This is a genomic window from Paenibacillus massiliensis 2301065 = DSM 16942 (assembly GCF_000377505.1).
GTDB lineage: Bacteria > Bacillota > Bacilli > Paenibacillales > Paenibacillaceae > Paenibacillus > Paenibacillus massiliensis.
The window spans coordinates 1-20,594 of sequence record NZ_KB898210.1 but is presented as its reverse complement, the minus strand read 5'-3'; the positions used below and the strand labels follow the sequence as shown (position 1 = coordinate 20,594).

15 protein-coding genes, 21 tRNA genes, 2 rRNA genes and 2 riboswitches are annotated in these 20,594 nt (G+C 48.7%); of the genes, 6 read left to right on the top strand and 32 right to left on the bottom strand.

Going from position 1 to position 20,594, the window contains the following annotated elements; translation table 11 throughout:
• Positions 1-42 precede the first annotated feature (42 nt).
• Positions 43-1,467, bottom strand: a complete 1,425-nt coding sequence (locus D328_RS0127670; protein WP_018888265.1) for an NAD(P)/FAD-dependent oxidoreductase — start codon at positions 1,465-1,467, stop codon at positions 43-45.
• 75 nt (positions 1,468-1,542) lie between these two features.
• Positions 1,543-1,642, bottom strand: a riboswitch (purine riboswitch).
• A 400-nt stretch (positions 1,643-2,042) separates the two neighbouring features.
• A riboswitch (glycine riboswitch) is annotated at positions 2,043-2,151 on the top strand.
• Positions 2,152-2,361: 210 nt separating this feature from the next.
• On the opposite strand from D328_RS0127670, the gene sdaAB reads away from it, so the two are divergent.
• Both sdaAB and sdaAA read left to right on the top strand, forming a co-directional pair.
• Entirely contained in the window at positions 2,362-3,039 is a 678-nt protein-coding gene (gene sdaAB, locus D328_RS0127665; protein WP_018888264.1) for an L-serine ammonia-lyase, iron-sulfur-dependent subunit beta, read from the top strand.
• Between the two features lie 39 nt (positions 3,040-3,078).
• The gene (sdaAA, locus tag D328_RS0127660) at positions 3,079-3,999 is read left to right on the top strand and encodes an L-serine ammonia-lyase, iron-sulfur-dependent, subunit alpha (RefSeq protein WP_018888263.1); all 921 of its coding nucleotides are present in this window, start codon (positions 3,079-3,081) and stop codon (positions 3,997-3,999) included.
• Positions 4,000-4,223: 224 nt separating this feature from the next.
• Here sdaAA and D328_RS0127655 read toward each other — a convergent pair whose 3' ends face one another.
• From D328_RS0127655 to D328_RS0127625, 7 genes are all read right to left on the bottom strand, one after another.
• Positions 4,224-6,560: an Ig-like domain-containing protein gene (locus D328_RS0127655; protein ID WP_020610542.1), complete on the bottom strand. Its 2,337-nt coding sequence runs from the start codon at positions 6,558-6,560 to the stop codon at positions 4,224-4,226.
• Between the two features lie 209 nt (positions 6,561-6,769).
• Positions 6,770-7,231, bottom strand: a complete 462-nt coding sequence (locus D328_RS0127650) for a hypothetical protein (protein ID WP_018888262.1) — start codon at positions 7,229-7,231, stop codon at positions 6,770-6,772.
• A gap of 80 nt (positions 7,232-7,311) precedes the next feature.
• On the bottom strand, positions 7,312-8,493 hold the full coding sequence (locus D328_RS0127645; protein WP_018888261.1) for a response regulator: 1,182 nt from the start codon (positions 8,491-8,493) through the stop codon (positions 7,312-7,314).
• Entirely contained in the window at positions 8,474-10,285 is a 1,812-nt protein-coding gene (locus D328_RS0127640) for a sensor histidine kinase (protein ID WP_018888260.1), read from the bottom strand. The genes D328_RS0127645 and D328_RS0127640 overlap by 20 nt, the downstream gene beginning before the upstream one ends.
• 57 nt (positions 10,286-10,342) lie before the next feature.
• Positions 10,343-11,167, bottom strand: coding sequence for a carbohydrate ABC transporter permease (locus D328_RS0127635; protein ID WP_018888259.1), 825 nt, complete (start codon positions 11,165-11,167; stop codon positions 10,343-10,345).
• Positions 11,168-11,183: 16 nt separating this feature from the next.
• A complete protein-coding gene (locus D328_RS0127630) occupies positions 11,184-12,074 on the bottom strand; it encodes a carbohydrate ABC transporter permease (protein WP_018888258.1) in 891 nt (296 codons plus the stop codon).
• 163 nt (positions 12,075-12,237) lie between these two features.
• Positions 12,238-13,566, bottom strand: a complete 1,329-nt coding sequence (locus tag D328_RS0127625; protein ID WP_018888257.1) for an extracellular solute-binding protein — start codon at positions 13,564-13,566, stop codon at positions 12,238-12,240.
• Between the two features lie 400 nt (positions 13,567-13,966).
• Between D328_RS0127625 and D328_RS31320 the strand changes: the two genes are divergently transcribed.
• Positions 13,967-14,119 carry a hypothetical protein gene (locus D328_RS31320; protein WP_018888256.1) on the top strand — a complete coding sequence of 51 codons (153 nt, stop codon included), beginning with the start codon at positions 13,967-13,969 and terminating at the stop codon, positions 14,117-14,119.
• 318 nt (positions 14,120-14,437) lie between these two features.
• Here the strand turns inward: D328_RS31320 and D328_RS0127615 are convergent, their stop codons facing one another.
• Positions 14,438-15,184: a Crp/Fnr family transcriptional regulator gene (locus tag D328_RS0127615; protein ID WP_018888255.1), complete on the bottom strand. Its 747-nt coding sequence runs from the start codon at positions 15,182-15,184 to the stop codon at positions 14,438-14,440.
• A gap of 371 nt (positions 15,185-15,555) precedes the next feature.
• Here D328_RS0127615 and D328_RS0127610 point away from each other — a divergent pair, with 371 nt between their 5' ends.
• From D328_RS0127610 to D328_RS0127600, 3 genes are all read left to right on the top strand, one after another.
• The gene (locus tag D328_RS0127610) at positions 15,556-16,008 is read left to right on the top strand and encodes a GAF domain-containing protein (RefSeq protein ID WP_018888254.1); all 453 of its coding nucleotides are present in this window, start codon (positions 15,556-15,558) and stop codon (positions 16,006-16,008) included.
• 148 nt (positions 16,009-16,156) lie between these two features.
• A complete protein-coding gene (locus D328_RS0127605) occupies positions 16,157-16,810 on the top strand; it encodes a response regulator (protein ID WP_018888253.1) in 654 nt (217 codons plus the stop codon).
• Positions 16,803-17,930, top strand: a complete 1,128-nt coding sequence (locus D328_RS0127600; protein WP_018888252.1) for a sensor histidine kinase — start codon at positions 16,803-16,805, stop codon at positions 17,928-17,930. Before D328_RS0127605 ends, D328_RS0127600 begins: the two co-directional genes overlap by 8 nt.
• A 230-nt stretch (positions 17,931-18,160) precedes the next feature.
• Here D328_RS0127600 and D328_RS0127595 read toward each other — a convergent pair.
• The 23 genes from D328_RS0127595 to D328_RS0127485 form a co-directional block, all read right to left on the bottom strand.
• A tRNA-Gly gene (locus D328_RS0127595) sits at positions 18,161-18,231 on the bottom strand.
• Positions 18,232-18,239: 8 nt separating this feature from the next.
• Positions 18,240-18,313, bottom strand: a tRNA-Pro gene (locus D328_RS0127590).
• A 59-nt stretch (positions 18,314-18,372) separates the two neighbouring features.
• A tRNA-Arg gene (locus tag D328_RS0127585) sits at positions 18,373-18,449 on the bottom strand.
• Between the two features lie 26 nt (positions 18,450-18,475).
• Positions 18,476-18,547 (bottom strand) — tRNA-Cys (locus D328_RS0127580).
• A gap of 8 nt (positions 18,548-18,555) precedes the next feature.
• Positions 18,556-18,630 (bottom strand) — tRNA-Gly (locus tag D328_RS0127575).
• 7 nt (positions 18,631-18,637) lie between these two features.
• A tRNA-Leu gene (locus D328_RS0127570) sits at positions 18,638-18,725 on the bottom strand.
• A gap of 10 nt (positions 18,726-18,735) precedes the next feature.
• Positions 18,736-18,811 (bottom strand) — tRNA-Lys (locus tag D328_RS0127565).
• 16 nt (positions 18,812-18,827) lie between these two features.
• Positions 18,828-18,902: transfer RNA gene (locus D328_RS0127560), tRNA-Gln, on the bottom strand.
• 18 nt (positions 18,903-18,920) lie between these two features.
• Positions 18,921-18,993 (bottom strand) — tRNA-His (locus D328_RS0127555).
• Between the two features lie 17 nt (positions 18,994-19,010).
• Positions 19,011-19,096: transfer RNA gene (locus D328_RS0127550), tRNA-Tyr, on the bottom strand.
• A 4-nt stretch (positions 19,097-19,100) separates the two neighbouring features.
• A tRNA-Thr gene (locus tag D328_RS0127545) sits at positions 19,101-19,176 on the bottom strand.
• Between the two features lie 24 nt (positions 19,177-19,200).
• Positions 19,201-19,276: transfer RNA gene (locus tag D328_RS0127540), tRNA-Phe, on the bottom strand.
• A gap of 53 nt (positions 19,277-19,329) precedes the next feature.
• Positions 19,330-19,406, bottom strand: a tRNA-Asp gene (locus D328_RS0127535).
• Positions 19,407-19,436: 30 nt separating this feature from the next.
• A tRNA-Met gene (locus D328_RS0127530) sits at positions 19,437-19,510 on the bottom strand.
• An 11-nt stretch (positions 19,511-19,521) separates the two neighbouring features.
• Positions 19,522-19,597: transfer RNA gene (locus tag D328_RS0127525), tRNA-Val, on the bottom strand.
• Positions 19,598-19,721: 124 nt separating this feature from the next.
• A tRNA-Glu gene (locus tag D328_RS0127520) sits at positions 19,722-19,793 on the bottom strand.
• Positions 19,794-19,827: 34 nt separating this feature from the next.
• Positions 19,828-19,919: transfer RNA gene (locus tag D328_RS0127515), tRNA-Ser, on the bottom strand.
• A gap of 3 nt (positions 19,920-19,922) precedes the next feature.
• Positions 19,923-19,996, bottom strand: a tRNA-Met gene (locus D328_RS0127510).
• A gap of 32 nt (positions 19,997-20,028) precedes the next feature.
• Positions 20,029-20,104: transfer RNA gene (locus D328_RS0127505), tRNA-Asn, on the bottom strand.
• Between the two features lie 5 nt (positions 20,105-20,109).
• A tRNA-Ala gene (locus tag D328_RS0127500) sits at positions 20,110-20,185 on the bottom strand.
• 18 nt (positions 20,186-20,203) lie between these two features.
• Positions 20,204-20,280: transfer RNA gene (locus D328_RS0127495), tRNA-Ile, on the bottom strand.
• A 35-nt stretch (positions 20,281-20,315) separates the two neighbouring features.
• Positions 20,316-20,432 (bottom strand): 5S ribosomal RNA (gene rrf / locus D328_RS0127490).
• 78 nt (positions 20,433-20,510) lie between these two features.
• Positions 20,511-20,594 (bottom strand): 23S ribosomal RNA (locus D328_RS0127485); the annotation flags it as partial.

Sequence of the window (20,594 nt, the reverse complement as noted above, 5' to 3'; positions counted from 1 at the left end):
GAGCCTTCCTTGCCTGTTCACGCTAAGTTTTTACCACTTCGATCAAGTTAACATTGCCCGGGCAATTCTTACTCCTGCCGCCCCGGCCTGCGCCAGCCCCCTCGTAATACCTGCGCCGTCTCCCCCGCAGTATAGCCCCGTAATCTCTGTCTGGAGATTGGAGTCCAGCTTGGGCCGTGCCGAATAGAATTTGGCTTCCACGCCATAAAATAGTGTATGCTCGGAAGCGATTCCCGGCGTTACCTTATCCAGCGCCTCCATCATCTCAATCAGACTACGCATGGTATTGTAAGGCAACACCAATCCTAGATCTCCAGGTACGGCCTCCTTCAGGGTAGGCTCTAGGAAGCCCTCCTTGATCCGGTTGACAGTGGAACGCCGCCCTCTTATGATATCCCCGTATTTCTGCACAATCACACCACCGCCAGACAAGTCATTGGCACGCTTGCAGATTTCACGAGCATATTCATTAGGCTTATCGAATGGTTCGGTGAAGCTATGTGATACGAGTAAGGCAAAATTCGTGTTGGCAGAGCCAAGGGCAGGGTCCTTGTAGGAATGTCCATTAGCGGCCATAATCCCACTATGATTCTCGACCACGACATGACCGGATGGGTTGCTGCAGAAGGTACGCACCCGGGTTCCTACTGAAGTATTATAGATAAATTTCCCTTCATACAGATGCTCATTGATCTCCTGCATCACCACATCCGACGTCTCAACCCTCACTCCGACATCCACCTGATTGTTGTACATCTTGATCTTGCGCTTCTTCAGCAATTCTGCCAACCAGACTGAGCCGTCTCGTCCCGGTGCAATCATGACCCGATCAGCCTGATAGGTCTCCCCATTCTTGAGCATGATCCCGCTCACATGATAGTCAGAATCCTTCTTCTCCGCGAGAATATCCTCCACCTCAGCCTTGAAGACCATGTCGATCCGTTCCTGCAGATATTCGTAGATGGATTGCAAAATCTGAAGGTTCTGCTCCGTTCCCAGATGCCGCACCTCTGCACGCAATAGCTTCAAGCCTGCAGCATATCCTCGCTGCTCAATACTGCGTACAGTCTCAGTAGTAGGGTCTGTAATTACTGTCGTGGCCCCATGCTCCAGATTAATGGAATCCACATATCGAATCAGTTCCATGACCTCGGAAGGAGCCATATAATCTGTCAGCCAGCCCCCGAATTCGGTAGTCACATTGAACTTACCGTCACTGTATGCTCCTGCCCCACCGAATCCGGCTGTAATCGAGCAGGCCGGGAGACATCCGGCATGATCCTTCTTCCCTGCTGGAGGTGGGCACAGTGCAATCTTGCCCTCCAGAATCGGACAGCGCCTACGATAAATATCATGTCCTTTGTCTACCAACAGCACCTTCCACTCCGGTGCCCTCCTGCTCAATTCGTATGCTGCGAAAATTCCCGCCGGGCCTGCCCCGACAATAATGACATCATATGCTTTCATAGTGTCCTCCCCACATGAGCCTGCTCCACCACGGCCTTAAATGAGCGCACAAAAAAATCCCGGCTCTCCATAGGTATGCCGAAGCAGCCTATTCGTAGCCGGGAATTTACGGTTCCCTGTAGAAACCCTCAATCCTGATTATTGAGGTTATACGAACGATGATTAAATACTGACTGAATGTTGACTAACTGATCATTGAATGTTAACAAATGTTGATGATCGCCAAGCTAATGTACGATTATAGGGACAAATTAACTTATCTCAATCTTCCCTAACTCATTGTATGCCAGTAAACACGAATGTGTCAAATAATTATTAAAATAATGTTCGTGTTTTAACAACAACTCACGATGTACACTCCTCTAGCATGCTTAGCTTGTATGCACCCCTAACTCCACTCTCGCATACTATTATATTGACAAGAGTGGCCGTAACCGTTAATATCTTCGTTGGTGTCAAGATGCCAACCATCTCTTAACAGAGATATGACATGGAGATTCGATCTCCCGCTTGATCCATGAAGTATACAAGGGAGCCTTCTCAGGCTGACCTATGTAATTGTACATATATTGCGGATGATATTGACGGGAGAGACCTGCCAGCAAGAGCAGGGCACCGAAGGAGCAAGCTGCACGGCACCCGGCCGGCAGTTAATCTCTCAGGTACCCGTACCGTCAACGGACGCGCCTCTGGAGAGAGCGTAAGCCACCAAAGGGGTAAGGCGGGGATCGCAATCAAGAACCCGCAGCAAACTCTCAGGTACACAGGACAGAGATAAGGGATCACTTCCTTATCCTGTCCTTTTTTGTGCTGACATGACGCGGCAGGATTAGAGTGAACAGAGGAATATTAGTGGATACTGTAGGCAAATCATCCTGGACAGGAGGAGTTCTTATGCGCTTTAAAGATGTGTTTTCCATTATTGGACCCGCTATGACTGGCCCCTCCAGCTCGCACACAGCAGGGGCCGTCCGGCTCGGACGCATGGCCCATCACTGGGTAGGTAGTACACCCGAGCGGTGTGTCATGACATTATACGGCTCCTTCGCTGATACGTACAAAGGGCATGGCACTGATCTGGCATTACTCGGAGGCTTGCTGGACTATAACACTGATGACGCGAGGATCATTGATGCAGAGGAGCAGGCCGCGCAGGCCGGAATGGCTTATGAGTTCGTCACAAGCTCGCTACCTGCACCTCATCCCAACACGGTACGAATTGATGCATGGCAGGCCGGTCGTAAGTCCACACTCGTAGGCTCTTCTATAGGCGGCGGGAATATTCAGGTACAGCAGCTCAACGAATTTCGTGTCAATCTGACAGGAGAGCTTCCGATTCTTACACTGCTGCATTCAGATAAGCCTGGTATGCTGGGGGCCATAACTACGGCCTTAGGTGCATCCGGTGTGAATATTGCCTATATGCACGTAGACCGCACCGGTCGGGATGGAGAGGCACTATCAGCTATAGAGACAGATAGCATCATTCCAAGACCGCTTCTGGAATATCTGCAGTCTCTCACCTACATGTACGAGGTGAAGGTGATGGATATTCGTAACACTGCAAAGTAAGCATCAAGATTAGGTTAGGAACAGGAAGGGGCTAGTCACATGCGATTTCGGCATCTGCGTGAATTAAGCGAATTATGTATACAGGAATCCAAGACGATTGGCCAGTTGATGCTCGAAGAGCAATCCAAGGAGAGCGGCAGCTCTCCTGAAGAGATTTACACCCAAATGGCCAAATACTATGAAATCATGAAGGAGGCTGTCCACCGGGGACAGACCGAGGACACGGTATCCCGTAGCGGATTGACTGGAGGAGACGGTAAGCGCCTGGCCGAATACTTGCGTACAGGAGAGGCCTGCTCCGGTGATGCATCGGCACTTGCTATGGCTTATGCACTATCCGTATCGGAGGTGAATGCCTCCATGGGACGGATCGTAGCTACACCGACCGCTGGTTCGTGCGGTGTCATTCCGGGTGTATTCATCAGTGCGCAGGAGAGATTCGGCTGGGAGGATGAGCATATGGTTCATGGCTTGTTCGCGGCAGGGGCTATCGGCTATGTCATTGCCAATAACTCCTTCATCTCTGGAGCTGAAGGTGGCTGTCAAGCCGAGATCGGCTCTGCCATTGGAATGGCCGCAGGTGCGATGGTAGAACTTAGAGGAGGCTCTCCTGAGCAAGCTATGCATGCAGTCGGACTGGCATTGAAAAATACGCTTGGACTCATCTGTGATCCGGTAGCAGGATTGGTAGAGATCCCTTGTATCGTTCGCAATGGACTCGGTGCCGTAACAGCTTTGGCTGCGGCAGACATGGCTCTCGCCGGCGTGCGTAGTGCAATTCCTTCCGATGAGGTCATTGATGTGATGCTGGAGGTAGGAAGTGCGATGCCAACCCAGCACCGAGAGACTGCCAAGGGCGGGCTTGCCCAGACTCCTACTGGACGTCGTATGACGGAAGGACTCGCTAATCCAAAGAAAAATGATGCCGCTAACAGCAACCAGCCCATCGGACACGAATAATGTAAGACACTCTGATGTTCTGTTCATTCCGTTCAGTAGATCACCTATCAGCTGTGCTGTCATAGCCATCTTTCCATTCATCTAACAGCTCCAAATGCGAATGTAGAATTACGTAGGTTAATTGTAATTCGTAGCCTAGTAACAAACATGCCCCTTGATGAACGATATCCGTTCGCCAAGGGGCATGTTCTTTTCGTGTATAGAAATCTGTTTTCGTATAATTCCTATTGCACAGTTACATTTACTCTCGTAGTCTTGCCTGCATACTTAATCGTAATCGTGGCGCGGCCTTTGCTTTGCGCCTTGATTTTTCCATCCTTCACTGTAGCTACCGTGATCTTGGAGGACGTCCAGAGCGCAGGCTTGGTTACATCCTTGTCTGTCCCATCCATGAAGGTTGCTGTAGCCGTCAGTTGTGCTGTCTGCCCTGCCGTCAGAGTCAGCAACACCTCATCTGTCTGCAAATACTTCAACGTATCTACATCTACGCGTACGGTATAAGTTTTGCCGCCGTAGTTGCCTGTAATATTCGTCTTGCCGTAGGCCACCGCTGTAATTTGGCCATCCTTCACCGTAGCGACCTTATAGTTGGAAGTCTTCCATTGAGCTTGGGAAGTAACATCCTTCGTGCTACCATCGCTGGATTTCATAGTGAGCGTAACCGTCTTTTTATCTCCACTCTTAAGAGACAGAGCAACTTCACTTGCCTCTACGCTGGTCGCGATATCCACTTCAACGGTAAAGGTAATCTTCTGATTACCGTAGCTTGCTGTAATATTTGTTTTACCGCGGCCATTAGCATTGACTAGCCCTTTGCTGACCTCGGCTACTTTGATGTTACCCGTCTTCCAATCCGCGTCAGCGGTAACATCGACTCGCTCCGTTCCTTTGATCCCGAACACCTTGAGCTGCTTCGTTTCCTGTGCACCCATGATGATTAATTGCGTCTCGGTCTCAAGCTTATCTACCAGACCTACCTCTACATTCATCGTGTACTTCTTGCTGTTATAAGTAGCTGTAATGACCGCTTTACCGGAGGATTCCCCTTTGATGAGGCCCGCACTTGTAACCGAAGCGACTGTAGCCGAGCTAGTCGACCATTCCGCATCCGCACTCACGTCCTCAGTTCTTCCATCCCCATAATCTGCAGTCAGCTTCGCCTGGTGGGTCTCATTAACATCAATAGTCAGCGTCTTCGTGGACAGAGTGACATCACTCGGTACATCAACAGCTACCTTCACTGTAGCGTTCTTGCCACCGTAGGAGGCTGTTACTGTTGCTTCACCGGATTTGTAGCCCGTAACCTCACCCTTGCTTACGAATACTGTATCACTGTTACTGGAGGTCCAGGTTGCTTTATCCGTGATGTCCTCTGTCTTACCGTCGATATAAGTTGCTTTCAAGGTAAGCTGTTTGCTTTCCTTCGCCTGCAGTGATACCTTCTCTTCGCTCAGATCCAGATATCTGGCTGTCTCGACATCTACTTGAATGTTGACAGTCTTATCGCCATATTTCGCCGAAATAACAGCCGTACCTGCAGCATTGGCCATAATGTTCCCCTTGTTGACAGAGGCCACTGACGCGTTGCTGGAGGTCCATGTGCTATCATTTGTCACAACTGCTGTGCTGCCATCTGGATATACCGCTGTAATCTCAATCGCTTTTGTAGCATCCAGGTACATGAATACGTCAGATTCACTGGCCTTCAGCTTGCTTGTAGTGTCTACATCTACAGCAACTGTAGCCGACATTGTGCCGTATTTGGCTGTGATAGTAGCCTGTCCTGCGCTATAGGCAGTAATCTCACCCTTCAGTACATCCGCTACAGTCGGATTGCTGGAGCTCCACTCTGCCTCAGCCGTTACATCCTTCTCTGTACCATCAGGGAAGGTTGCCTTGACCGTCACTGACTCCTTATCCTTCAGCAGCAAGGAGAGTTGACTTTGGTCTACATCCAGACGCTTCACGACGTCTACCGACACGGGTACCGTGACCGTCTGCTTGCCATATACTGCTTTAATTGTAGCTGTACCTGCTCCTACGGCTGTTACTTTACCGTTCAGCACGGTAGCTACACCATCATTATCCGTCGTCCAGTCTGCCTTGTTAGCTACCTCAGCAGTAGAATTGTCAGTGTAAGTAGCTGTTAGCGCGATATTAGCCGTCTGGCCAGAACGCAGCTCCAGCTTCTGCACATCCTTGGTTAACCCTTTTACCTTTTTGGTAACACTAACGGCTACCGTCTGATGAAGACCTTGATAGCTAGCACTAATCACAGAAGTCCCTTCAGCCTTGGCAGTGATGGTTCCGTTATATACGGTAGCTACTGCTGAGCTTTCGGTACTCCAATCCGTATCCACCGTTACATTCGTGGTCTTTCCTGTGTCATACACCGCTGTAGCTGTCAAAGAGGCGGTATCTCCCGTTTGTAATGTCACTTCATTGGTTGACAGCACCAGTTTTGTCAGAACCGGATCTGCAGCTGAAGCTACACCGGCAAAAGATCCAATACTCGTCATCAGCATCACTAACACCAAAAACGCAGACCATTTTCTTTTCAAAATAAGTGTCCTCCCAATTACGATAAATATCTCGTCTGTTCTTTTTTCGACGAAAGCACAGGAATTATTTAGGTTTTTAATCAAAAAGGACGACATTTTCATCCCTATGAACGCAAAATGATTCTTAGTACCTACGTTCCCGCAGACCCTAAGAACCATACAGAATGGCGCCACCTTTGTAACAATATGTATTTTTTACAATAAAGAAGTTATTTTAATAGATCACTCACCGTCTCGGCCCAGCGCTCCACGACATCACCTGGCTCACGCAGCTTAATCTTGAAGCCGGACACCACCTCTGCATATGACGCTTTGTCCGCACGAACGGCTACCACTCTAGCTTCAAAACGTTCACGCCTGTAGCGTACTCCCTGTAATTCCGGTAGCTGTGCTAGCATCATGCGGACATAGTATACGATTCCGTCTTTACTAATCACCAGCTTGGCTTTACCTGTGCGCAGGATATTGTTCGTAGTGCGTGTCCCAGGCCACAGCGATATCCGCAGTCGCTCCTGATCCAGCGCCACGACCTCACCCACACTAACCATGGAGGTATGAGGCCACTCGTCCGAGCTAATCGTCAGTAACTGGAAAGCCTCTTGCTGCTTGTCACCCAGATCGCGTCCATTCAATAGTTCTACCAACATAGGGGGTAGAGCCGACTCCTTCATGATTCACAACTCCTTTATACGGGGGATAAATGCACTAATGGTATTCTCACCCTAGTCTACCACAATTAAATCCCTAGCCCCTAGCGGAGTTTGCTGCTAGCCCTGTACTCGGTAGGGGTCATACCACATTTGCGTCTGAACACCTGTGTGAAATGACGCATGTCGTGGTAGCCGATCTTCTCTGCAATATCTGCGAGCTTAAGCTGTGGTTGGAGCAAGAGGTTCTTCGCCTCCTCCATTCGTAAAGAGATCACATAGTCTTTATACCCCTGCCCTGTCTTCTGCTTGAACAGCTGGCTGAAATAGACCGGATTCAGGAATACGACTGAGGCCACCCGCTCCAATGACAAATCCTCTGTATAGTGAGCTCGGATATATTGCAACGCTACGTCAATGGTGTGAACGCTGTCCTTCAAGCATGCGTTACTGTCTGCCGCTTCCCTCTCCAGTGGTGTACTTCGCAGCTCCCCTACTACATCAGGAAGTCTGGTGAATTCTTCATGGGGACCGGAATGTGCCACCTGAAAGGAGATTTTCAGATAGCGACGCAAATGAGCCCGCAGCTGCTCAGCCACTCGTTGTCCTTCAGAGATATCGTCCAGTCTTGCGATCCCAAGCAAGCTATGTCGATCCAAGCTGACTACGAAGCCATGCCCTGCAGATTCCAGAAGCTCAGACAGGACATTCTCGATAATAAAATGCTCCAGATGAGTCTTGCGCTGAACGGCTTCCATACGAACCATGTAGAGGTGAAAATCAGGGTAATTCTCCACGAATGGCTGAATATCAAGCTTCCCAGTATCAAGCCCCAGTGCATACCTCTGAAAGACAGCCTCACGGAGATAACCAAGACTACTCCGCAAGAGCTTGCCCTCTTTCATCCGAACAGATTCAGCCTGAGCTTCATCGGCCAGACTTTCCACACATTCCAGTAGCTTCTTCTTGCCAATCGGCTTGAGCAAATAATCCTTGGCTCCCAGGCGAACTGCTCGCTGTGCATACTGAAAATCAGAATGCGCCGAGATCACAACCCATTGCAGATGAGGATGCTTGCGCTTTGATATTCTCATGAATTCCAACCCATCCATGCCTGGCATTAGAATATCGGTAAGAACAATATCTACGGGATGCTCCGACAGAATCATCGCCGCCTCCTCCGTTGACGAGGCCGCATAGATTTGGCTAGACGGCCAGGCTTGGCTGAGCGTGCGTCCAATACCCTGTCGAATCATTTGCTCATCATCAGCGATCAAAATATTCATCTACATTCTCCTCCTCATGCGGAAGTGGAAGCTCTACAGTAACGGTAGTTCCTACTCCGGGTTGTCCGGATATCCGAATCCCGTAGTCCGAGCCGAACATATGATGTAGACGAAGCTGCAAATTCTGTAGCCCGATGCCAGCCCCGCTAGCATGGCTATCATATTTTCCAGGCTCCAGCAGCGCCCATCTCACCTGCTCCAGCCGTCTCTCATCCATCCCTACGCCATTGTCCATAATGGTCAGATACAAGCGCCCCTCCCGGCGACTGGCGATCAGCCTCAGCTCTCCTTGTACATTCTCTCCCTGCTGATTGGTATGAAGCGGCTCCAGGCCATGCTTAACGGCATTTTCAATCAGCGGCTGTAGCGTCATCTTCGGCACACGGATATTCAGCCACTGCTCATCAATATGCACCTTGACCCCCAATCGCCCTTGGAGGCGTGCCTTGATGATGGTCAGATAATGACTGATCTGTTCTACCTCCTCGCGCAGCGTCACATTCGCGCCCTCGTGCCAGTGACTGCTGTATCTGAACATATGCGACAGGGAAAGGACAAGCTCTCCTAATTGATCCTCATTCTTCTCATCCAGCATCCAATAGATCATATCCAGTGTGTTATACAGAAAATGCGGATTCACCTGCGTCTGCAGCGCATGAAGCTCGGCATTCTTCTCACTGACAGAGGATACCTTCACGATCTCGATCAACTCGGCTATGCGTCCAACCATATGATTGAAGGAGTCCACAAGCTGGTTCACCTCCTGATACGAGGTTACCTGCAGCGTACCCCTGAAGTTTCCCGTCTCCACTCGCTTCATCTCCCGGATCAGGCGCTTGAGCGGCAGTGAGATTCTTTTGGATATAATAGAAGCAATCAAAGCAGAGAGAATAATCAGTGCAGGTACTACTATGAGGAGATAACGCTGTGTCTGTGCCAGCTCTACATTCAAGTCCTTGCTTGGCGTGACGCTAACGACGGACCAATCGACAAAAGGGAGCTGGGATGCAATCATAATCTGTTGATCTCTGCGCTCCACCACCACCGCATCTGCCCCTACAGCTTCTGGCCCCTGTATGACAGGTGGTGGTCGGGAGGTAGTGGCTGACACAATTCGGTTATCGTGTCCGATCAAATACACCTCGCTATTGGGACCAAGACGCAAATTATGCAACGCAGCCTGGATTGAACGTGGCTCGGCCTCGAATAATACGATACCAATCGGCTTATGCTCATCCAGATCGTAGAGCTGGCGTCCGAACGCAAAAACTGGCCTCTTCTCCATTTGGTCAATGACCGAATTCGGATAGACGCCAAGCCAGGCTATTTTCCCCTTCGCGCGCTCAATTTCCCGATACCAATCAGTCTGCGCATAGTCCCGATCAATTACATTCATATAGTTCCCGTAGCTGTACACTCTGCCTGAGTTGGTAAGCACATGAATCCCTATTAAGTCTGTTCTGGAATAATAAATGGCCCCTAGCGTATTCGTAATCTTCTGTTCGCTAATATAGGCGGCCTCAGGAGCAAGCTCCGTACTTGTTCCCAGCAGGCGGACCAATTCAAAATTGTTCGTAATCGACTTGGAGAGACTGCTATACGAATCCAGCAAAAGGCTGAACAGCCCAGCGGTCTGCGACACATTTTTGCGCGCCAGATCACTGATCTTGTTGTGATATTCTGCCGCTGTGCGGTTGTAGAAGAGTAGACTGATTGCCAGTACAATACCAGCCATACAAAAAAGAAACAGCACGAACAAACGATATTGAATGGATTGAAATCCTTTAAGCAAGCAGATTACGCTCCTTTCTCGCTTGTGCTGTTTCTTCTTCGCTTGTTAGATGATCCACTACCCCTTCACTGCACCAGCAACCATTCCTTTGGTAATTCGCTCTGAGAGCACAAAGTAGATGATGATGACTGGCAGGGCTCCCATGACGAGATAGGCTCCGATATTGCCATAGTTGACGGAAAACTGACTGACGAAGGTGTATATGCCAAAAGGAAGGGTCTTGAGACGCTCCGAGGAGATGAAGGTCGCGGCCAATATATACTCGTTCCATATATTAATGAACGTTAGAATACAGACCGTCATCACTGGAGGCAAAGAGATGGGTAGAATGATGCTTCGATAGATCCGATAGATACTGGCACCATCCATGTACGCCGACTCCTCAATTTCATGGGGGATCGAGCGCATGAAGCCACTTAGAATAAATACGGCAATGGGTGTCTGAAAGGCAATGTAGGGAAGGATTAATGATAAATGTGTATTGAGAATTTTGATATTCTTGAACATGACCATCAACGGCAGCAACGTAGCCTGCATCGGAATCATCATGCCTACAAGAAAGACGAGCATCACGATTGAGCCATAGCGCCAGCGGAACCTAGTAATCGCATAGGCTGTCATGGAGCTGAGCAGAATGACACAGACCATCGTAATACTGGTTACGAACACACTGTTGGACAAGTATTGCAGATAGCTACCCGATTCGTAGGCTTCCTTATAATTCTGCCACTGTGGGACATTAGGAAGCGCGAAGAAGCTACCGCCCAAGATCTCCTCATTCGTTTTGAGTGAATACGTCAAGAGCCAGAATAACGGGTAGATCTGGGTCACGACCAGGACCGCCAGCAAGGCGTAAATGAACGATTTTTTCACTACTCTCATCTGCTGCTCGGCCTCCTTAGCTTACCTTATTTTCAATTCGTTTGAAAACAAAATTAATGATGATGGTGAACACCAGACAGAACACTACGAGAAACGTCGCCAGCGCACTGCCATAGCCGTACTTCATGGACAAGAACGACATGTTATACATATAGGTAGCAACTGTATTTGTGGCATTAGCCGGCCCGCCTCCCGTCATGACCCAGATCAGATCAAAGGATTGCAGTGAACCGATAAATGCCAGTACAATTGATATTTTCAAAATGGGTACAATCAGGGGAAAAGTGATATGATAGTCCGCCTTGAAGCCTTCTGCTCCATCAATCTTCGCCGCCTCGTACAGCTCGCCGGGAACATTCTGTACCCCCGTGAATTGAATCAGCAGATGGTAGCCAAAATACTGCCATAACGCCACAATATAGATTGAATACATCGCAATCGCGGGCTCCGTCAGCCAGTTGCGCACCCAATCCTCCAATCCCAGAGAGATCAGCACACCGTTAATCATGCCGCCCATGGAGGCGGGGTTATAAATAGTCTTCCAGAGCTGACCAATGATGACAACGGACAGGATGACAGGCATAAAATACAGAGTTACGAGTGAGTTAGCCTTGCGTACATATCTATTCAGCAATATCGCAATGAACAGACAGATTGGAATTTCGGCCATAGAGAAGACAGCGAACATCAACGTCCGCTTCACGGCTGGCCAGAACAAAGGATCATCGAACAGAAACTTCTGAAAGTTGTCCAGTCCAATGAATCTGGCTCCGGCAATCCCGTTCCAGTCCAATAACCCGGTATAGATCGATACCAGAATCGGAATGAACACCATGCATACATATAGCAGCAAGCAAGGCAGAACGAATATCGCAATTGTACGGGCACTGACCTTTAGCACATTCATGATTTACCTCCTTGTCTCATCTCTATCCCTAACAAATCTATCTGTAGCCAAGAGAAGGGAAGGACCGGATGGCCCCTCCCCCATTGTAGATGGTCAGGATGGTGATCAGTTCAAGATCCTCAGGATTGCTTATTGTAGCTTTGGTGGGAAGCTGTGAGCAGATTTATTTATTGGCTTCAAAGGCTGCCTGATGCTCCTGAGCTACCTGTGCAGAATCCACCTTTTGTACGAATAGGTTCTGGATGCTGCTGAGATGTACCTGGGTTACTGCAGGATTCATAGTGTTGTCAAAAGCAAGGTCTCCACCCTTAATGTTCTTGAACAGATCATTCAGGCTTACGGCCAGATCGGAGTAGCCAGCAGCTTTGAAGTCACCTTCAATTTTATGTCCGCTGCCGACAGCATTTTTCAGCTCGAACTGTACCTTCGGCATTTCCGTGGAGAAGTAGTGCAGGAAGTCCTTGGTTTCTTGTAAATGCTCGCTGTTCGCTGAGACTGCGAAGGCACTACCTGGTGCAAGCATGTATTCGTTCAGATCACCTTTTCCGTTCACCGTCGGGAATTGGAAGGCTCCTACTTTACCTGCCACGGATGATGCATCAATCGCGCCTGTCTCCCACGTTCCCATGATATACATGGCAGATTGCCCCGTACGGAAAATGTTTCCGCCCGCATTGTAGTCAATAGAGGTAGCTCCATCCGGGAAGGCTCCGGCTTGCACCAGCTCCTGGAAAGCGTCAACAGCTTCAATAAAGGCAGGATCGTTGAAGGTCTTCTTGCCGTCCATGACGTCCTGCAGGAAGCCAGGTCCATTGGTCCGCAGCAACACATTCATGAAAAGGAACGATCCCGTCCAGGAGTCCTTCTCCCCGATTGCAATTGGTGTAATGCCTTGAGCCTTGAGTGTCTTCACGACCTCCAGTAGCTCGTCGAAGGTAGTTGGAATTTCTTTGATACCCGCTTTCTCGAAGATCTCCTTGTTATAGAAGACAACCTCAATGTTGTTGCCGTCAGGTACAGCATACACATTGCCATCAAAGCTATAATAGTCCAGCAGACCATCCTGATACATGCCGCGTAGGCCATCTTTATCGACCATATCGTTCAGTGGCGCCAGCAGGCCTGCCTCGACGAACGGCTTCATCTGTGCCGCCGGATTTACGATAGTAATGTCTGGTACCTCCTTGGAGGCTGCTTGCGTCTTGAGCTTCAGCTTTTGTTGATCTGTATTGAGGGAGTCCAGCTCGATCTTTACGTTGGGGTGATCCTTCTGATATTGATCCACTAATTGTCTCATCATCTCGTAGGATGGTGTGCTTGGATCGGGATAAATGTTCTGGAATGTGATGGTTACTTCCTTGCTGCCCGAATCCCCTCCTTCGGTAGCAGGACTTTGGGATGGACTGCCTTCCTGACTGCTGCAGGCTGCGAGCATGAAAATCATGACGCTTGTCAATGCGATAGCAAGCGCTTTCATCTTTCTCGTATTCATGACCCTTTCCTCCTCATCGTATTGAGCATTTCGCGACCGACTGTCTGTAGACTTTCTCTCTGCACAAAACACTCATGTGATATATGTATTATCTTCCATCTTTATAATGTGAACAATGTTTGAACTTAGGAAGTCGGGTTTGTTTTTTTAAGGCAGTTCTGTCAGCGAAATAGAAGCACTTGATTCCAGCCTAGAAGCACCTACAATCAGCCCTCTACGAGTATATGATTTGAGATTGCACATACCATCCTTGCCGATTACTATTGCATTTCTGAAATTAAGCATTATAATAAGATTTAAGAATAACTGATAATGATTATCATTATTAAGTTAATAATTACCTGCTGAGGACTACATAGCATTATTGCCTCAAGCATACCTTGATAGGGGGAATAGCCTGGTGAGTGCCGCCACGCGCAAGACTTCTCTTCACATTGATGATTATCTCGACCTGCTCAATCTGGCTATTCAGGTACAGGATAAGAGATGGCAGAGAGAAATTCACCGCAAGCTGCAGACATTGCTCTGCACTCGTGAAGAAGCTGACGTCTAGATTGCATGATGTGATTACTTAAATACCTGCTTGATTACTTGATTATGTGACCTAATGACTTCATCTGTGATCTCATAAGATGGTAAGCGTATGAAGAGTTTTGTTCATATCCTTTCGGGGTCTAGTTCGGCCCATGTGGCCCTTCTTATAGTTTCAAAAAAAACCATCTAGAAAAAGCTAACCTGCGACTACATCGGGTTAGCTTTTTTTAGTGGTTCAGAGATGAAACTGTCGAGTGGAGGGCATTTTCATCTATAGGCTGTCTAGCTTATAGAACCGCCCAGCGGCTTGATAAGAATGGTGTATACATAGTTCTTGTTATAATCGGCAGATTTCGTTAGGGCAATGTCCTTGTTCTGGACAGCCGCACAGGAATCGTAGATCCTCCAGATTGCGGACGACAATTTTGCCTTCCTTCGTCTCCAGAATACCTTGTTCCTTGAACGAATTTAACATCCGGTTCACACTTTCACGGGTAGCCCCGATCATCTCCCCGAGCTCGGTATGATTCAGCTTCATGCTAAGGGTAATTCCGTCCTCATCTTGAGTGCCGCACGTATTGCATGCACGGATCAAGGTCGAAGCCAGTGCACCCGCTTTTCCATACAACAGCAGATCTCTAAAACGCGACTCCATGATGCGCTGCTTGAGATTGTACCATTTTACAAATTGAAGACCCAGATCTCCATGCTTGGCAATTAGCCCCTCCAGCTCCTTAACTTGTATAACGCCAACCTCACAAGCATCCGCTGTCTCCGCAGTACTATTATAATCCTCGCTACCAAAGCCGCCGAAGTCGCCAATTACATCACCTTTGCGCTGAATCGTTAGAATGAGCTCTTTGCCATCCTCCGTCGATTTACGCAGCTTAATCCGCCCCGAACGTATATAGTATAGCTGACCGGCTTCTTCCCCTTCCATGAACAGGGTATTGCCAGCTTTTACTTTCTTCCATGTCATAATGGTCTGCAGCAACGCAAACTGGTCATCATTCAAAAATACGTGTATTCCCTGCCGACCTGTGCCCTGTTTTCCGTCTACACGTTGCATATAAGTTGCTGGCATGTTCACCGTCTCCTTTTGCTTTCCTGATACTTCTATCATAATGGCATAGCCTCAAATGCGTTATCAGGAGAATACCTGATTTTGTCCTTCGCAATTCCCTGATTTGTTGTGACGAAAGTCACTTCCTTAGCTGGAAAAATGTGATACTTCCGCGCTCTTACAGGGATTTTATCAAAACCAGTGTTTCTCTGTAGTAAAATAAGGGTTTTCCCTTAGTCCCTTTTCGGACGCAAAGATTTACAATGGAATAGTGGAAGTGTTCACAAAGTTGAGATATCGGTGACCTGCCTTGAAATTCTATTATCATAACAAAAGGAATCAGACTTAATAATATATATTGCAGTTCGACTTGAAAAAGGAAGTGTTGTGTGATGGTTGATATAACTGTCGAGTTATGCAAGGAGCTTGAACTCCTGCGCGATAGTATATCCAGTGACGTCGTCGCAGTAGCCTGGATAGATCAAGGGGACAGCTATTTTCGTTGGCGATATGTGACAGGCTGCCGCAGTGAGCGATATCGGCGCATATCGTTCAAATCCGGCTACGGTGTGGCTGGTACAGCTATCCGACTCGGTCGCACAGTGACGGCCAATCCCCTCGTACCAGGTGCCTCACGGCTTCGTCAGGAGTGTGCACTGATGCTGGCTGAACAGCTACATTCCGCTGTGGCTATTCCGCTACATGACGACAGTACGCCGCTACCGCAAGGAGTCTTGCTCATCGGCAATCGTAGTGCCCGAATCTTCCTGCCTCAGGAGCTGGCAGTGACTGAAGAGGTTGCACGACAGATCGAATGTATGCGTCATTCGGAGCAAGCAAGATAAGGAACTCTCAACAGTGCAAATTGGTTATGTGCTCGCGTACTGCTCATCTAAATGTAAGACCAAAGAATCCTTCGTTGGTAGGATTCTTTTTTTTTGCTATGATATTGTTAACAGCTTCATCTTTATGAGCTGGCAGGAGGGATAACGTTTGATTCGTATACTTGTAGTGGATGACCATGTCGTTGTCAGATCCGGCCTGATTGCCTTACTGGATGGCAAGCACGATATGAAGGTCATTGGCGATGCCGCAGACGGTGACGAAGCTATACTTAAAGCAGCCGAGTTGTTACCGGATGTCGTTCTAATGGATTTTAGTATGCCTCCGGGTAAAGATGGTCTCACAGCCACGAAGGAACTGAAGAAGCAGCTACCCGATATCGAGGTTCTTATTTTGACAATGCATGATGATGAGGAATATTTGTTCCGCGCTATTCAGGCAGGAGCATCCGGATATGTTCTGAAAAGCGCCCCACATGAAGAGCTGCTATCAGCTATTCAATCGGTCGCTGGTGGAAGTGCCTACCTCTATCCAAGCGCAACCAAACGCCTGATGAGTGAATATCTCGATAAGCTTAAGCAGGATGGTGCTTCAGGCCCTTATGATACTCTGTCTGACCGTGAACGTGAGATCTTGTCCTGGATAGCCAAGGGATATTCTAATAAGGAAATTGCTGAACATCTGGTTATTAGTGTGAAAACAGTCGAGACACATAAGAGTAATCTGATGGAAAAATTAAATCTTAGAACCCGGCCTGAACTGGTGAAGTTCGCCATGAAGAAGGGATTGTTGAATTATGAGTAGTCCGAAGGGAACCCCGAAGCATGTCATTGGTCAACAAGCCTCCTCCTTGCTTCAGGAATTGGATCACTATATACCTGACCCGGTTTTCCGAGAATCCTTGCGATATTCACTACATCAGCTATCAGATCTCAAGTTCGCGTTGGATGAGTCTTCTATTGTGGCAGTCACAGACCCCAAAGGTATCATCAAGTATGTAAATGACAAGTTCTGCGAAGTATCTCAATACTCCAGGGAAGAATTAATCGGCCAAGACCATCGACTTATTAACTCAGGGTATCATTCGGTAGATTTCATGAAAAATCTGTGGCGCACCATCTCCTCAGGACAGGTATGGAGAGGAGAGATTCGCAACCGCGCCAAAGACGGCTCCTATTATTGGGTGAACACGACCATTGTGCCTATTAACGACGAGAGTGGCCGGCCCTATCAATACCTTGCTATCCGTAATGAGGTCACACAGCTGAAGAAGGTAGAGGGCGAGCTCCAATTCATGATGACCCAGGTCATGCAAATTCAAGAGGAGGAGCGTAAACGCATCTCACGAGAGCTACATGACGGGATCGGACAAAGCTTGTTCTCCTTGATCATTCAGATCGATCAACAGTTGTCGGGTAACACAGACACCAAGCTCGCCCAGCTTCGTAAGCAGGTCACCTCCATTATGGAAGACGTACGCGGCCTGGCTTGGGAGCTTCGCCCCTCGGTGCTGGATGACCTGGGGGTCGTGCCTGCTGTTCGCACTTATATTGAGAATTATACCAAGCATTACGGAATTACCGTTCAATTTCAGTGCAATCTGCGTAAACGTCTTGAGATAAAGAAGGAAATAGTTATGTACCGTATTGTGCAAGAGGCCCTAACCAACATTGCCCGGTATGCAGACGTGTCAGAGGCTCAGGTAATTCTGGAGGATCGAGGTACTGAAGTTTGGAGCTGTATTCAGGATAAGGGAGCAGGCTTCACACCAGGCACCTCATCCAGCGGAGTAGGATTGTTCAGCATGGAGGAAAGAGCGAGAAGTGTCGGAGGCCAGTTGATCATTGATTCCCAGCCTGGAAATGGGACACGGGTAGAGCTGACCATGCCAAAGAACCAGGATGAAGCGCTTGAGAAAGCCTAGCAGCATGAAGCAAACAAGGAATTATTGATACACATATTTGTGTATAAAATAAATGAATTTAAATACAGAACGTACTCCCAACTAGATATAAACAACAAATGATGAACGACAAATCCCCTCGCTGCATTAGTGAGGGGATTTGAGCAAAAAAAAGAGAGAGCCTTGTCCGAGACGGGCTCTCTTATCTATAAGGTGTCACAACTGGTGTGACAAGAATCCGCATAAAGAAAAGCGGGTGATGGGAATCGAACCCACGCTACCAGCTTGGAAGGCTGGAGTTCTACCATTGAACTACACCCGCAAATACAATCGGGACGACACGATTTGAACATGCGACCCCCTGGTCCCAAACCAGGTGCTCTACCAAGCTGAGCTACGTCCCGATATCATAGAATTATTCCATAGATAAGAGTATCTTTGAAATAACGATTGTAAATAAATATGGCGTCCCCTGAGAGATTCGAACTCCCGACCTTTTGATTCGTAGTCAAACGCTCTATCCAGCTGAGCTAAGGGGACATATAGGCCCAAAATAAATTAGGTAAAGGCGCCACCCAGATTTGAACTGGGGAATCAAGCTTTTGCAGAGCTTTGCCTTACCACTTGGCTATGGCGCCGTATGATATGGAGCGGACGACGGGAATCGAACCCGCGACCCTCGCCTTGGCAAGGCGATGCTCTACCGCTGAGCCACGTCCGCATAATAATGGTGCGGTCGAGAGGACTCGAACCTCCACGGGGGGTTAGCCCACACGGACCTGAACCGTGCGCGTCTGCCAATTCCGCCACGACCGCAAATAATACATGGTGAGCCATGAAGGACTCGAACCTTCGACACCCTGATTAAAAGTCAGGTGCTCTACCAACTGAGCTAATGGCTCTCAACAAGAGAGTAAATGGCTGGGGATATAGGATTTGAACCTATGCATGACGGAGTCAAAGTCCGTTGCCTTACCGCTTGGCTAATCCCCAATAATAATTAAAATCAAGGGCGACCGATGGGACTTGAACCCACGAATGCCGGATCCACAAACCGGTGCGTTAACCCCTTCGCCACGATCGCCATAATTTTAAAAAAACTGGTGGAGGATGATGGATTCGAACCACCGAACCCGTAAGGGAGCAGATTTACAGTCTGATGCGTTTGGCCACTTCGCTAATCCTCCACAGTGGTGCCGGCGAGAGGACTTGAACCCCCAACCTACTGATTACAAGTCAGTTGCTCTACCAGTTGAGCTACACCGGCAAATGTTCACTTCAATAAGTCTAATGGTGGCTCGGGACGGAATCGAACCGCCGACACGAGGATTTTCAGTCCTCTGCTCTACCGACTGAGCTACCGAGCCAAATACTAATATGACTTATCCAGGAACATGGCCTATTCTATTAAAAACATAAATGGCGGAACTGACGGGATTCGAACCCGCGATCTCCTGCGTGACAGGCAGGCATGTTAGGCCTCTACACCACAGTTCCATGAGTTACTTTCAATCGCTTGAAAGATAATTGCGGGGGCAGGATTTGAACCTGCGGCCTTCGGGTTATGAGCCCGACGAGCTACCGAGCTGCTCCACCCCGCGATATTATATTATGGTGGAGGCTGAGGGGATCGAACCCCCGACCCTCTGCTTGTAAGGCAGATGCTCTCCCAGCTGAGCTAAGCCTCCATATTTATGCCCCGTAGGGGATGCGCCTCACGATGTGAGCCGACTGCGATGTAATCCTTCCGAAGCTTATGCTCCGACGAACATCTAGGGGTTCTCATTTTTCATCGGCTATGGGATAGCCTTATGACCCGTAGGGGATTCGAACCCCTGTTACCTCCGTGAAAGGGAGGTGTCTTAACCCCTTGACCAACGGGCCTTGATAACTTGTACTATACACTATGAAATTGAGTTGGCGGAGAGAGAGGGATTCGAACCCTCGCACCGCTTACGCAGTCTAACCCCTTAGCAGAGGGTCCCCTTATAGCCACTTGGGTATCTCTCCGAGTAGCGGCGGAGGGGATCGAACCCCCGACCTCACGGGTATGAACCGTACGCTCTAGCCAGCTGAGCTACACCGCCACCTATATATAGTAATTCAGTAGTGTACAAAATGGCTCCCCGAACAGGACTCGAACCTGTGACAACTCGATTAACAGTCGAGTGCTCTACCAACTGAGCTATCAGGGAATATTTGGTGGAGCCAAGGGGGATCGAACCCCTGACCTCCTGCGTGCAAGGCAGGCGCTCTCCCAGCTGAGCTATAGCCCCAAATTATTTAATGGATGATGGTGGGCCCTAGTGGACTCGAACCACTGACCTCACCCTTATCAGAGGTGCGCTCTAACCAGCTGAGCTAAGGGCCCTAATATGTATAATTGCTTCTCATCCAAAAAAGCTTGCTTGGCGGCGTCCTACTCTCCCAGGACCCTTCGGTCCAAGTACCATCGGCGCTGGAGGGCTTAACGGTCGTGTTCGGGATGGGTACGTGTGGAACCCCTCCGCTATCGCCACCAAACGTGCATTTGTTGATCAAATGCGGTATTCAGGTTACACCCTGAAAACTGGAACCGAAACGAATCATTGCATTTTACTTTAGGATAAGCCCTCGACCGATTAGTACTGGTCAGCTCCATGCATTACTGCACTTCCACCCCCAGCCTATCTACCTCGTCGTCTT

Bases quoted from the DNA above. Each gene is read 5' to 3' on its own strand.
- D328_RS0127670 (WP_018888265.1), bottom strand. From the start codon at position 1,467: ATGAAAGCATATGATGTCATTATTGTCGGGGCAGGCCCGGCGGGAATT.
- sdaAB (WP_018888264.1), top strand. From the start codon at position 2,362: ATGCGCTTTAAAGATGTGTTTTCCATTATTGGACCCGCTATGACTGGC.
- sdaAA (WP_018888263.1), top strand. From the start codon at position 3,079: ATGCGATTTCGGCATCTGCGTGAATTAAGCGAATTATGTATACAGGAA.
- D328_RS0127650 (WP_018888262.1), bottom strand. From the start codon at position 7,231: ATGAAGGAGTCGGCTCTACCCCCTATGTTGGTAGAACTATTGAATGGA.
- D328_RS0127645 (WP_018888261.1), bottom strand. From the start codon at position 8,493: ATGAATATTTTGATCGCTGATGATGAGCAAATGATTCGACAGGGTATT.
- D328_RS0127635 (WP_018888259.1), bottom strand. From the start codon at position 11,167: ATGAGAGTAGTGAAAAAATCGTTCATTTACGCCTTGCTGGCGGTCCTG.
- D328_RS0127630 (WP_018888258.1), bottom strand. From the start codon at position 12,074: ATGAATGTGCTAAAGGTCAGTGCCCGTACAATTGCGATATTCGTTCTG.
- D328_RS0127625 (WP_018888257.1), bottom strand. From the start codon at position 13,566: ATGAATACGAGAAAGATGAAAGCGCTTGCTATCGCATTGACAAGCGTC.
- D328_RS0127615 (WP_018888255.1), bottom strand. From the start codon at position 15,184: ATGCCAGCAACTTATATGCAACGTGTAGACGGAAAACAGGGCACAGGT.
- D328_RS0127610 (WP_018888254.1), top strand. From the start codon at position 15,556: ATGGTTGATATAACTGTCGAGTTATGCAAGGAGCTTGAACTCCTGCGC.
- D328_RS0127600 (WP_018888252.1), top strand. From the start codon at position 16,803: ATGAGTAGTCCGAAGGGAACCCCGAAGCATGTCATTGGTCAACAAGCC.